Consider the following 12,573-nt stretch of genomic DNA (forward strand, 5'->3'; position numbering starts at 1 on the left):
CTCAAAGGGTTGTTATTCATGTTTGAGAATTTCATTAAATGCTTCATCGCTCAATATCAACGGAGCCATAAAGTCCCGTACATACTCTTCTCGTTCCCGGGGCGAGGCCTCTCTCCACCAACCTGAATCAGCTATATGCTTAAGAAGTAGTTTTGTTTCCCGTCGGTTCCTGTCGGCGCGCTGCCACGCGATCCAGTCTTGAGCTCGTTTTTTCTGGCCTTCGTCGAAACTGGATGAGACGAGTAAATCGAACACCTTAAAAGCCAGGCTTGCCGTCAAAGGGCTACCTTGCGCGTCTTTGAGAGAAGAGTGTTCGTCGAACTTAACGGCCATTAGCGTCTTATGTAAGGCCAGAAGCTCATAGTAACTTTCAATTTCAATGTTCATTTATCATGCTCTAAAGAATCTGGCTTCATTTCAGCAATGAGCTCGAGTTGCTCAACCTATTCATCGCTTCCAACTTCTATACTTTTACAATACTTATAGTAATGCTCTATAGAAGGTTCAAAGTCCTCTTTTTCTAACGTTTCGTGATTGTAAAAGTAGACTTCCTGATCTTCAGATTGCTTAGATATGAAATAAAAATTGCCGGTGCCATCTTCCCCGATTATCCAATAATCGTCCGGCCACTGAAATGAATTAGGAAACCATTCAGCTTCAGATTCTCTCACCAGCAAGTTAATGCCTTCTTGAACTTCGAGTTCGGTTGGAAGAGCAAGAATGGTATGGCTGTACTCATGCAAATTGCCATACAGGCCATCTCTTTTTAGCCATTCTTTAAATTTTTGGGGGATATCTTCAATTTTAAACATAACGTTCCTTGTACTTCTGGCTAAAAGCGCAGACGAGGCTAATACAACTATCCTTATTCTATATTTTTAAAGTGAATTCCATTTCTTATACTTTTTCTGTCACGCCAATTCAACGACGTTGACTATTTCTTTTCAGCTGTATGACTAGGTAAGGCATCAATAGAAGTCAAAATCTCACGTGTGATTTTTTCGCGTTTTGCAAGATCAGCCATCCGATTCGGTGTGTCGATGTTCAATGCGAAAAACACCGGACCTTCAGGCCACTCGACCCAGCCTACCCACCAGCCAAAACGACCTTCCCAACCAGTTTTTGCTCGCAAAATCCACTTCCGCTCAGCTTCAACAATCATCAGATCTTTTATCAACCGTTGATGTTCTACCGCAAAAGGCAGTTCGTTACGGTAGAGCCTTTGCAAAAAGGCGATCTGTTCATTGGCAGAAATAGCCAACTTACCATCCAGCCAATAATTACGGATATCCTCAGACGGAGCTGCATTCCCATAATCAATACGCTTTAAATAGCTTTTCGCTTTTTCGGCTCCTATGTCTTCTGCGAACTGCTGATAAACCCAAACAGTTGAGTTACGTATAGCCGAGCGCAGGTTCTGGTCACTATTATGTCCGGCAAAACTGCGTTCCACTCCGTCCCATTTAAACACTTCAAACTCGTCCTGAACGACGCCAGCATCAAGGGCAAAAAGTGTGTGCGGAATTTTAAATGTTGAGGCTGGCGAAAACCGCTTTTCTGCCCTTTCTTTATCAAACACCAGTGTCGTCTGTTCATTTTCACGTCCATCGACTACAACAATAGTGCCCTGGACCTCATATTTTTCGAATACGCTTCCCCAATCAGAGCGCTCCTGAGTCTCCGCACAAACGGGAACGGAAAAGCTCAATATAAAAAGCGTGAATAAGCTAAATTTCATTTTGTCTCCAAAAGGTCTGGCGCTACGTTTTTATTCTATGGCTTACTTAACTGGCAAGTAGATGTCTGTAACTGAATCATTCTCCTGAACGTCAGGAAAAAAGCTGACTCTTTCCAGAAAGATCGGAAAATCTCTCAATTCAAAAGATGACTCAGGTAGCCACTCGGAATATAGATAATTTACCGGTTCCCCCAGAGCGTCATCACTTCCAATATGCCTAATTACAGCACACTTTCCTGCCGGGATAACCTTATTCAAAATGCCATCTGCATTTTCTTCTATCCTATGCTGAATAGAACAACATAAATCAAACCTGTAATCCTCTGGCGCGATTATATTTGGGTCGTCATACAACAAGTTGAATGTTTTACTCTTACCCGGTGGCAGCCGATTTTCTTTTCTCCATTCAATAAAATTCCTTATGCTATTACCTAACGACCTCGGAGAACCTCTGTGCTCTAATGTTGCTATCAGCGTTTCAGGAAATTCCACAACTTCTACGTTTAAGTTAACTTTGTCATTCATGATCTTTGTCCTCAGTTTTAGCACGGGTTCATAATGAGAGTGCCAAGGAGTCCAGTCAGGAGAATGCTTAAAGTCAGACGGAGTTTTATTGAATAGCTTTTTAAACGCCCGACAAAATGCTTCATGACTTTCATAACCGCTTGCCAGCGCAATATCAACAATTTTCGTATCGCTGCGATAGGCTAGCTGATAGGCCGCCCTTTTGAGTCGAAGTACTTTAACGAGCGACATAACCGTCATGCCAAAAAAGGCCGAACACTGTCTGTGGAAATGGTACTTCGACAAATAGGCAAGCTGACAAAGTTTTTCTATATCAAGATTCGAATCGAGATTAGCTTCTATGTAATTAACGACTTCAACAAAACGATCCTGATAGTTTTTCACTTCGACAGTCCTCTCTCCTAAGCTTCTTAATATTAAAACCTGCCGAACCTTTTATCTTGACCAAAGTTGCTATAAACCAATTAAAGTGCCTTAGCATTACAGCGCGCGACATTGTTGTCCGGTAATCTAACCGAGTAGCTACTCCATTCTTCGCGTGGGAACAAGTAATCCGTTGTAATGTATTGTGCTCCCGCTTCCAATGCGGCTTCAAAACGACGGGTATCGTTGTTGCGGGCCTCCCGGGTGCTGGCATCAGCCCTGGTGCGGACCATAAAGCCCTGTTTAACCAAAGCACTAATTTCTTGCTGCTCTTCAATAGGATTATTTTTCACAAATATTGCAGCATTTTCATCGTCACTGGAAACCGAGTTTATAAAAAATAATTTGTTATTTAAATTATTAGATTCATTAAGATAAGCTCGAGTAACGTCAATGCCTTCATCAACCAGAAAAATAAACTTGCCTCTGCTTTGTTCCAGAGATGGCCAGTTCCCCGCTAATACAGCCTGTCTTAAACTTGTATATTTCCCGCGGACCTTATCTGGTGTTATTAACTGTTCAGAGTCGAATACCGCCAAAAAAGCCTTTTCCAAAACATCAAATGCGGTGGATGTATAGGGCAAAGGGTCAGTCCCGTTTATCTCCGGGAGTTTTTGCTGCTTGGTATTAAACATCAGCAGAATAGGCACATGCTCTGGATTGGAAAGCGACCAGTCACGTATCTGAGTCAGGCAGTCCTCTAGTAATGGGCAATTTGACCAGATATCAATATCCTGCATGTGGAATACTTTGAAGCCCGGCGATGCCATAACACTTGGATCAAACTCGCGAGAACCAGGTTGGTTTTTAGTCATTTCAGGTAACAATGGCGAGGTAAATCGTCCGCCAGCCGGGTCGTAGTAGATATCCAGCTCTATTTGACGTGCCCCCTCATTAAGTTGTTCCTCAAGCGAGACGTGAGAATAGTCCAGTGACTCCGCCGTCTCCTCCCCCAGCAACTCTGCCAGCGTGCTCAACTCGGCCGCAGGCAGTGCTCTTTTATAGCTATTGTGCGTGCCTATGGTCTGAATTTGATTTATTTTTAACCTTGCTGAGGTCTGATTGTGCTTTTCTAAATCCTGTGTATTTGTGCAAGTGTCTGCCAGGCCAGAAGACGAGAAAAAAGCGGTAATAATTACCAGACTAAAAGCTTTAAAGCGGCACATTTTATTTCCTTAAAAATTAGGCGCATTGAGTCACCACCAGTTCACTAAACGCTTTACTACACCACAGTACTTAGGCTACTGAAATGAAATTTACGTTACACTAAAGTGACGATGGCCGCTTAGGCGGCTACACTGTGCATTATTACTCGCTTTAACGGAGGCTCTATTATGCACGGCAGCTCACTTGGTCAATTCGGCAACTATCTGCGAGAAAAATGGGCCTCTCCGCGTCGCATTCGGTTCTGGCTGTTGGTACTGGTTATTCTCTACACCTTGCTGGGCTTTTTTGCCTTACCCTGGATAATCCAGTACGTTGCGGTGAATACGGCTAAAGAAGATTTTGGCCGTGAGTTGCGCATAGAGTCGGTGCACACTAACCCGTATACACTAACGCTTCGAATGAACGGCGTTACGCTTAATGACAAAGATGACCGGCAGTTATTTGGCTGGGGCAACCTGTTCGTCAACCTGGAATGGTCGAGCATTATTGACCAAACCTGGACTTTCGACGCAATCCGAATAGACAAGCTAATAATTCAGGAAGAACGCTTTGCTTCAGGTGAAACGCGCTTCTCACGCCTTGCCCCTGAGAGCTCTGGCAAGCCCTCAACCGAAGAAGAATCCGAGCCAATGCCTGCGTTGCGAGTCAAAAATTTTCATCTGGAGAACGGAGTTCTGCGCTTCGCTGACAACTTAAAAAACGTGACAGCTAATGATGATGCCGAGCCCAAACAAGTGTCGCTGGCTCTGCAGAATATTGAGCTATCCGTAAAAGACTTCACTCTGCAAAAAGACACAGACTTTCCGGTTCGTCTGGACGGGCAGCTTGAAAAAGGCGGTAAGCTTTCCTTCGACGGAACCTTCCAGCTACTGCCGAACGCCGCTCTGGAAGGGAGTGCCAGTATCAATGAACTGGCACTGAAGCAGGCGGCACCTTATCTACAGCAGTTCATGAACGTGCAGCTTGAAAATGGAACACTGACCCTGAATGGGAAAATGAGTACCAATGCACAACAACCTTTTGCTTTTAAAGGCTCTGCCAGCATTAATACACTGAACATCAAAGAAGCTTCTAACGACGAGACTCTCCTTGGATGGGATAGTCTTAAGACCGAACAGTTTGATTTGAACATAGTAAACAAAGAGATTGAAACAGCGCCCATTGTCGTTAAAGGCTTGTCCGGTCGGGTGGTCATTAACCAGGACAAAACCACTAACTTCGGACAACTTGTCGTTGATGCGCCGGCCGACACAAAAGACGATACGAGTAAAAGCGAGGAAACCAAACCGTTCGGTATCACTATAGAAGGTGTTGAGCTGTCTGACGGCGACGTTCAGTTTTCCGATAAATCTCTGCCGCTACCCTTCTCTACAAGTATTCACACGCTAAGCGGAGAAGTGTCTACTTTGAGTTCCGATTCGTCTGAGCCGGCACGGGTGAAGCTTGAAGGTGAGGTTGCAGAATATGGCCTGGCACAGGTAAACGGCACCGTTCATGCCTGGCATCCAACGCGCCAGACGACTATTAATGTCAGATTCCGTAACCTTCAGATCCCGGAATACTCTCCTTATACCGTGAACTTCGCTGGCCGAAAAATAGCAGACGGCACGATGGATCTTGATCTCGACTACACCGTTAATGAGGAGAAGCTAGACGGACAAAATAACTTGGTGCTACATGGCCTGAAACTCGGTGAAAAAATGGAGTCCAGCGACGCTATGGATCTACCGCTAGACCTCGCCATTGCATTGCTGCAAGACAGCGACGGTGTCATTGACCTAAATCTGCCGGTGAGTGGAGATGTTGGCAACCCGCAATTCGACTTTGGCAAAGTTATCCAACAGGCCGTGGGAAACGCTATTAAGTCTGTCGTTACCGCTCCTTTCAGCTTTTTGGCCAACCTTGTGGGCGCGGACTCAGAAGAAATGGGTAAAGTCGAGTTTCCGGAGGGTCGTGCCAATTTACTCCCTCCCCAGCGCGAACGCATCGCTAAGCTTCGCGAGGCTCTCAACGAGCGCCCGGCTCTGGCTCTCGAGCTCGCCGGCCCATTCAACCGAGCTTTCGATGCTCCTGCTCTGAAAGAAGATAAAGCGATGAAAGTTTTACGGCAACGTCTGGCAGAAGAGGGTCGCGAGGTAGAGGAACCAAGCCTGACCAGCGAGTCGAGTCAGGACGCTATGGAGGCAATATTTTCCTCTCATTATCCGGACACAGAACTCGAAGCCCTGAAAGACCGCTTCACTGAAAAACCAAGTGAGTCATCCGATGAAGCGACATTCGATGCGCTGGCCTATCGCAACCACTTAGCTGAAAAGGTTATAGCCGCGCAGTCGATTACAAATGAGGAACTCAAAGCCATTGCAAATGCACGTGCAGAGGCTGTACGCGACGCTTTGGTCAACAATTCTAAGAGCGGTATATCTGCTGATCGGGTGCGTATTAGAGAACCCCAGGAAGTCGAATCAGTAGAAGGCGGACGGATTGCCATGGAACTTGCTGTTACAACGGATTAAGCCGCCCGCGCTGTTGGAGCACAGCAATATTCGTCAGCAAGGACGCTGTCGATAGAACTGACATAACAACCGGTAAACCTCGGGCATGTGCTCTTTCATGTTCTGAGGGTCTTCAAAAAAGGTTTCGCTACATACCGCGAAAAATTCAGCCGGGCTGGTTAACGAATAGCCATCAAGCGGTAACGGCCTATGATGGATAGAATCGCTCTGCAACCTCTCCCAGGCCGCCGAAAAAATATCGTGCCATTCGCCGGGCTTCATATCCGGATGCATAGGCGGCGCGCCGTTGGCACCATCGCGCAACATATCGAGTTTATGGGCAAACTCATGAATAACGACATTACTCGCTTTTCCATGACGAGCATGAGGCCCTGTTTGACATACCGACTGCCAGGAGAGAATTAACGGACCACGCAGCCATGCTTCACCGCTTAACCCAGGGCTTTGAGGGTGAACAACACCGTCGTCGCTGCGATACGGACGATTAGGAACAAAGTCCCCTTCGTAAAGAATAATGCTATATAAATGATCGTACCAATCTAACCCAAGGTGCAGAACAGGTACGCAGGCCATGGTCGCTATTTTTAAACACATCGCATCGGTGAACTGAAAATCCCCGCCTGATGCAAAGTTTTTACGAACCAGAAAACGGAAGCTCATATCTCGCAGAGCATCGCGCTCCGCCCCTTGATAACGCGCTATTACCGGCCAGTCTGCTACCGCTGACTCCCACTCACTTTCTGTGAAACCCATTTTTCTAATGCGTCTGTTCTCAAACCAATTGCGTAATCGCTTAAACATGGCGTCCTCGGCGTTGAGCAGAAACGCAGTAGTGAAATTGATTAACTACTTGGTTTCGCAAGAGTTTGCACTCCTTTCCCTGAAAATACCCAGCCGCTTAAACCATCCTGGTTAATCTGAATGGCCATAAAGTCTTTGCCGTATCGTATACGTTTAACGTCATGGTCAGTTCCGGCCGGAACATCAAATACAACGCTGCACCCCGACTTATTGGAGTAGCCACATTCCCAATTGCTGTATGCCGAGACAGCTTCCGTAATTTTTACTTTATTGCCGCGATCACTAACAATATCGGCAGCCCATAGACCCAATATCACAAGGCAAATAGCGATGATTATTCCAATACTCAGTTTCATTCCCAACCCAGCTCTTTATATGTTTTTTTATCCTGCTCCGGGAAGCCACTTTTGTATTCTCCCCAGCCCATATACTCGTAATATTTAGTCATAGCTTCAAAGTAAGATGAAGCTTCGCAGGTCCAGGCAAGCTTCGCTCCAGGCCCTAACAAGCCGCGGGCACTGTCACCCCGAGGGCCGGAAAGACAAAACGTCTGTGATTTTTCACCTTCAGTCCATAGTTCGTGTTTCATAGCTCTCCGTGCATTCAAGACTATGTTATGCGCCACTTTCTTCATCTATTGCTTCCCCGACGCAGAACCTCACCCAGGAAGCAAAGTCGGGAAAGTAATCTTGTTCAGCTTCTTTTAACGTTCCCGCTGCAATTCGCAGAAGTGCATGCGTGTCGACCCAGATTACAGTTCCCGCTGGAGACTCAGTATCGAGAAGAACCACACCCGAATCATTGCGGTCATCGAGCACAATATATTTTTTCGGAAGACCTATAGTCTCTCTAAACCTTTTAGTATCAGCAACGCTTGTATCAAGATTCGAGACCGCCTGGCAATCACCGTAGCCGCAAACCCGCAAAAACCACTTAAACTCAGCAGGAAGAGTCACCTGCAACTCTGACTCTATCCGTGCCAGAGACGCCTCAGATTCTTTCTGATGACCAAAGCAGTACTTCTCCTGGTCGATAGTGAAGTCCTTGAAGGAGCTCATATCATAGCCCGCTCTTCAACTCAGCGACAAACTCATCGAGAGACCTACCCATATCGAAAACACCAAAGTCAAAATCAACGTAGTAGACAGTACCAACAGAATTTGTAAAAAGCACGTTATCGCCTAAGGTGACAGCAAAAGGGCTGAGCTCCATGCCTTTAAGGTAGGGCTTGTAGGCATTCGCAATCTGCTCTTTGTCTTTCTGCGGAATTAGCTCAATAATTTCCAGATTTTTATCCGGTATTGTCTCTGCAAGCTCCCGATACAAAGACACATCAATAAACTTTCTTACAATATCTGTGTCGTGATCAGGGGGAGCCAACAGTTTGTCCTTTGTATTCCATAGGGTCTTGAGGAGGCTATATTACCTTTTGAAATTAAAACATTACCAGCACCTTTACTTAACTTGATGACTCTTAGCATCAACAATTCAAAGGTTAGATGCTGAACTTATCGAAAGTACTTAGCAGAGGTGTATTCGGGGAGCAAAGCGCCGAGGTTAGTCCTCAGCGCTGTTATCAGACTCTTCTGACTTGGCCGCCTGTTCCAGTATTTTCTCGCGGAAGTTTTCCAGGCCTTTCATGACTAAATCGTAGGTTTTGTCGACACCACTTTCGACTTCACCTTCATACGCTTGTAAGCCTGTAAGAATATTTTTGGCGTCGCTAAAACCTTTTTCGATACCGCCAGTAATAGCTTCCATGAAATTATTCAGAGTATCTTCTTCCGATTCGCCCGGGTTCATTTCTTTGTAACGACCATAAAAATTGGTCGCAAAAGAAACAATGCGATCGGCTGTGGCCTCGGGAGAAGTATCAACACCGGAATCGTAAATTTTCTGCGTGGCATTTTTGCCCATTACCGGTTCCAGCTCGGTGTTAATGCCTTCCAGCGCCGTTTTATACAGTAAGCTGAGCGAGTCATTATTACTGTTCAGCGATACCCGTTCATGAGCGCGCAAAATGCCAGCATTGTTTGCCTGCTTAGACTGCGCCGCCATCTCTTTCATACTGTTGCGGTTGTCGTCGGTTTTTGCGGGACTGTTCTGCTTGCCAGAACCCGTTACGGAGGTGCTATTACCTGTAGTAATTGACATAATATTGCTCCTGAAAAGTTCGGCTATAGCTTGGTTTTAGTATAGCCCGTAACTTGTTATCGGCCGCTTCCGGTTAAAATTTAACCTTTTTATTTATTTTTATCAGGAGAATTCGAGCACAGCATTACGATGTATATTCCATGATGAGCTCAGGGTGCCCCGTATGCTCATCAACTTTTTCGTTCATTGAAATAAATCCATGCTTTTCATAAAAACTTATGCTCGGGCAATTATCTTTGTAAACCGCAAGTTGCAAGCTTTCTCGCCTGCTCTTAGCGTCATTAAGTAAGAGCGTTCCAATTCCTTTGCCCTGAGCACCTGGAGTTACAAAAATTGCAGCCAAAGTGTTTTCATAAAGGCTATAGAATCCGTTTATTTCCCCTTCAGATTCGAATACAAAAGTCTCTGATGCAGGAATGTACATCTCACGCATGTCGCTAACCTTTGACTCCCAAAATTCCGCTTCTATAAAACTATGAGCTTTTATTGATGCAGAGAGCCATATTTCCAAAACCCGCTCAAGATCAGCCTCCTTATACTCCCGAATCACCTTACTATCCCTCACTATTTTTAACTCAACTACCACACTTATTTTGCGTGCATTGAACTGTTAAGTTCAATTTCCATCGGCTGATAAATCAGCCCTTCAGACTCTCCGGTAGCACCTTTGCACTCAAAGCCATACTTCTCATAAGCGGGTACAGAAGACAGAGAAGCACTAACCGTTACAATATCGGTTCTCGCGTGTTCCAACGCAGCTGCCAGCAATTTTTTACCCACACCTTTCTTCTGGTAGTCAGGGCTTACGAATAACATTGCTACGTGACGCCCTTGTTTGAGCTCTATCACGCCTACAGTTTTACCGTCGCTCTCAGCAACAAGCATCAAATTGTCGCCCTTCATTCGCTCACCGAACGAATGACTTGCAGCAATTGTTGAGAAGGTTGATACGCCTTCATCAGACAAGCTATCAGCTACAGATTGAAGAAACGAGGCTAAGCAGATGGCGCTTACAGCTTCAAGATCCTTCTCTTCCATTTTCCTTATAATCACCGAAACCTCCGGAAGTTTAATACTGCTGCGAGTGTCAGCAACTCAAGCTCCAAGTAATGGTCGCTGCTTCAAGCTATGGTACTTCAGCGCCATCTGGAGGCAATGACTTAATGGTCCGCTCGCGGGATACGCACTTAAGGGAATAACAATAGCTCTTTTTCCTTCGTACTGGAATTCATCCGGGTAGACCTCTTTAAAGGTTTCTACCAAGACAGTCTGACAATGAAAGTAAACCCTAATGACATCGGGATCTTTTGGCTTCCAGTCCATTCGGATTGTACTACCGCCTTTCACAAGATAGCTAGGCTCACCCCACTTGAGAGTCTCTTCAACGGTACCCAAAGCATTTTCTTCGGCTACTGAAAAAATTAGGTTGCGAACATTTTCAAGCTGCCTTTGTGCCTCTACCGGGTAGGAAGCGAATTTGGCTTGTATCTCCGCGCAAGCGTTTGATACTTTCAGGTGTGTTTCATCTATTTCTGACATTGCGCGCCTTCATTCGTAAAGTCAGTGCTTAACTCAGTTGTGCATTGGCGAATTTATCGCCCAGTTCCTTCGTAAAAGCCCAGTGGTCACCAGTATCAAAAGCGACGACCCAAGCTCCTTGTGCGGCGCCAGCTTGTAGAGAGCTGTTACGAGTACCAAGACAGCAGTTACGGTTATAAGGGCTGTCATAATTTCCATATTCAGCTTGTTCCTTTGCCCCCCGGCCTAACCAGGTTAGCCTTATCTGTTCCGCTGTTTTGGTTTGTCAGCATTTAAATTAACGATATCTTGCAATGAGTTCATTAAGTTTTCTTCTGACTGGCGCTACAGTGTTAGATTGATTAGCTAAAATAACCGCAGTAAATCCTTTATCTAAATATATGTCTAAACGCGCATCCACGCCTAAGTATGCGCCACCATGACCAACAATTCGATTATTCGGCTCGCCGCTAACAGAGAAACCATAACCATACCAAAACGCGGAGTTGTAGTCGGTTTTTTCACTGTATGCTTCTTCAGTAAGCTCCTTGCTAAGTAGCTTATACTCAGTCAATGCTATAGCGAATTTATGTAAGTCCCCCACGGTAGAAAAACCACCACCCGCTGGGCTGCCCTTAATTGCTCTGGTGTAAATACTGTTAACCCAGTCATCACTGTAGCTTCGTTTCAAATAGCCAGTAGCTAAGTTTTGATTTGATGAATCCAACTCGAAGCTACCTGTATTTATCATCCCAGCTTTGTTGTAAATGTTTTCTTGTACGTAGTCATAATAGGACGTACCCGTTACGCTTTCGATAACAAGCCCAAGCATTAGCATTCCTGAGTTACTATATCTATTCCGTGTACCCGGCGAAAATAGCAATGGAGAGCTGGATACAAGAGGTTTATAGGCAGTTAAATTCCGGTAAGCTTCCTTGTTACTGTCATTAAATTCGTCGTTAAAAAAATTTCCAAAGCCTGAAGTATGGGTTAAGAGGTGACGAACCGTTATTGCTTCGACTTCTCCTTGTGGCAACCAACTGGTGTCTACGAAATCTATCAGTTTGTCTTCAAATTTAAGCTTGCCTTGTCCAATAAGTTGTAACGCCGCAACTGCTGTAAACATCTTGTTCATTGAACCCAAAGAAAATTTTGTCTCTATTTCATTTTTCACGCGCCACGGTCTATTCGCATAGCCAACAGCCCCCTGAAATAAGACATCTTTTCCTTCGGCAACTAAAACAACACCTGAAAAAGCTTCGTTTCGGGCTAACTTATCAACAAAGTTAGTGAGTTCCTGTTTTAGTTCTTGTGCGGTAATGGTTGTTAACTTTTGAGCATCAGATATCACGTCTTCAAAGGTGAAATAATTGATCTTAAACGGAGCTTTTCTCTCTCTATTTATCATTAAATTGTATTCAAGGTCATTGTTGCTTGAAATTACACGAACGCGCTCATTACCATTTTCCGCGGAAAGGTGCTTCTGCACCTCAAGTTGCCCAAAGGTATTTTGCTGATTTAGTAAAACGCCAACATGTGCATCAATCCCATACCTTTCAATCTGACTCTCTGACATGTTTTCCTGCAAGTATTTGATAACTTCTATTCGTGAGCCTTCGTTAAAAATGCCCACAAAGGATTTAGCAAACTTTTCATCGGCAAATGCTAAGTTGGAAAAATAGACAGGTATTAATAATAGAAGTATGTATTTAGTTCGCATTTATTTGTCCTAAC

Annotated in this window: 16 protein-coding genes; 1 reads left to right on the top strand and 15 read right to left on the bottom strand. The window is 44.9% G+C overall.

The features are described 5' to 3' along the window. Positions 1-12: 12 nt before the first annotated feature. From NJR55_RS13200 to NJR55_RS13220, 5 genes are all read right to left on the bottom strand, one after another. Positions 13-387: a hypothetical protein gene (locus NJR55_RS13200; protein WP_253620356.1), complete on the bottom strand. Its 375-nt coding sequence runs from the start codon at positions 385-387 to the stop codon at positions 13-15. A gap of 56 nt (positions 388-443) precedes the next feature. Continuing rightward, positions 444-812 (bottom strand): SMI1/KNR4 family protein, encoded by a 369-nt coding sequence (locus NJR55_RS13205; protein ID WP_253620357.1) that lies wholly within the window; start codon positions 810-812, stop codon positions 444-446. Between the two features lie 122 nt (positions 813-934). Continuing rightward, positions 935-1,738, bottom strand: coding sequence for a class D beta-lactamase (gene blaOXA / locus NJR55_RS13210; protein ID WP_420844469.1), 804 nt, complete (start codon positions 1,736-1,738; stop codon positions 935-937). 42 nt (positions 1,739-1,780) lie between these two features. Next, positions 1,781-2,647 carry an AraC family transcriptional regulator gene (locus tag NJR55_RS13770; RefSeq protein ID WP_253620358.1) on the bottom strand — a complete coding sequence of 289 codons (867 nt, stop codon included), beginning with the start codon at positions 2,645-2,647 and terminating at the stop codon, positions 1,781-1,783. Positions 2,648-2,727: 80 nt separating this feature from the next. Beyond that, the gene (locus tag NJR55_RS13220; protein ID WP_253620359.1) at positions 2,728-3,852 is read right to left on the bottom strand and encodes a phosphatidylinositol-specific phospholipase C1-like protein; all 1,125 of its coding nucleotides are present in this window, start codon (positions 3,850-3,852) and stop codon (positions 2,728-2,730) included. 168 nt (positions 3,853-4,020) lie between these two features. On the opposite strand from NJR55_RS13220, the gene NJR55_RS13225 reads away from it, so the two are divergent. Next, positions 4,021-6,366 (top strand): DUF748 domain-containing protein, encoded by a 2,346-nt coding sequence (locus NJR55_RS13225; protein WP_253620360.1) that lies wholly within the window; start codon positions 4,021-4,023, stop codon positions 6,364-6,366. A 33-nt stretch (positions 6,367-6,399) separates the two neighbouring features. Here the strand turns inward: NJR55_RS13225 and NJR55_RS13230 are convergent, their stop codons facing one another. The 10 genes from NJR55_RS13230 to NJR55_RS13275 all read right to left on the bottom strand — a co-directional run bounded on the left by NJR55_RS13230 (position 6,400) and on the right by NJR55_RS13275 (position 12,559). Next, positions 6,400-7,167 carry a M90 family metallopeptidase gene (locus NJR55_RS13230; protein WP_253620361.1) on the bottom strand — a complete coding sequence of 256 codons (768 nt, stop codon included), beginning with the start codon at positions 7,165-7,167 and terminating at the stop codon, positions 6,400-6,402. A gap of 41 nt (positions 7,168-7,208) precedes the next feature. Next, complete coding sequence (locus NJR55_RS13235; protein ID WP_253620362.1) at positions 7,209-7,523, bottom strand: hypothetical protein; 315 nt, start codon at positions 7,521-7,523, stop codon at positions 7,209-7,211. After that, positions 7,520-7,756: a hypothetical protein gene (locus NJR55_RS13240; RefSeq protein WP_114981973.1), complete on the bottom strand. Its 237-nt coding sequence runs from the start codon at positions 7,754-7,756 to the stop codon at positions 7,520-7,522. The genes NJR55_RS13235 and NJR55_RS13240 overlap by 4 nt, the downstream gene beginning before the upstream one ends. A 25-nt stretch (positions 7,757-7,781) precedes the next feature. Further along, on the bottom strand, positions 7,782-8,225 hold the full coding sequence (locus NJR55_RS13245; protein WP_253620363.1) for an SMI1/KNR4 family protein: 444 nt from the start codon (positions 8,223-8,225) through the stop codon (positions 7,782-7,784). A gap of 1 nt (position 8,226) precedes the next feature. Beyond that, positions 8,227-8,547: a hypothetical protein gene (locus NJR55_RS13250; protein ID WP_253620364.1), complete on the bottom strand. Its 321-nt coding sequence runs from the start codon at positions 8,545-8,547 to the stop codon at positions 8,227-8,229. A gap of 177 nt (positions 8,548-8,724) precedes the next feature. Then, positions 8,725-9,321 (bottom strand): DUF5610 domain-containing protein, encoded by a 597-nt coding sequence (locus tag NJR55_RS13255; protein WP_253620365.1) that lies wholly within the window; start codon positions 9,319-9,321, stop codon positions 8,725-8,727. Between the two features lie 124 nt (positions 9,322-9,445). Continuing rightward, complete coding sequence (locus NJR55_RS13260; RefSeq protein ID WP_476733803.1) at positions 9,446-9,907, bottom strand: N-acetyltransferase; 462 nt, start codon at positions 9,905-9,907, stop codon at positions 9,446-9,448. 2 nt (positions 9,908-9,909) lie between these two features. Beyond that, positions 9,910-10,374, bottom strand: a complete 465-nt coding sequence (locus NJR55_RS13265; protein WP_253620366.1) for a GNAT family N-acetyltransferase — start codon at positions 10,372-10,374, stop codon at positions 9,910-9,912. A 42-nt stretch (positions 10,375-10,416) separates the two neighbouring features. Then, a complete protein-coding gene (locus NJR55_RS13270) occupies positions 10,417-10,860 on the bottom strand; it encodes a DUF1801 domain-containing protein (RefSeq protein WP_253620367.1) in 444 nt (147 codons plus the stop codon). A 277-nt stretch (positions 10,861-11,137) separates the two neighbouring features. Next, positions 11,138-12,559, bottom strand: a complete 1,422-nt coding sequence (locus tag NJR55_RS13275) for a serine hydrolase domain-containing protein (protein WP_253620368.1) — start codon at positions 12,557-12,559, stop codon at positions 11,138-11,140. Positions 12,560-12,573: the final 14 nt, after the last annotated feature.

It is taken from the genome of Idiomarina rhizosphaerae (assembly GCF_024159085.1).
In the GTDB taxonomy this organism is placed as follows: domain Bacteria; phylum Pseudomonadota; class Gammaproteobacteria; order Enterobacterales; family Alteromonadaceae; genus Idiomarina; species Idiomarina rhizosphaerae.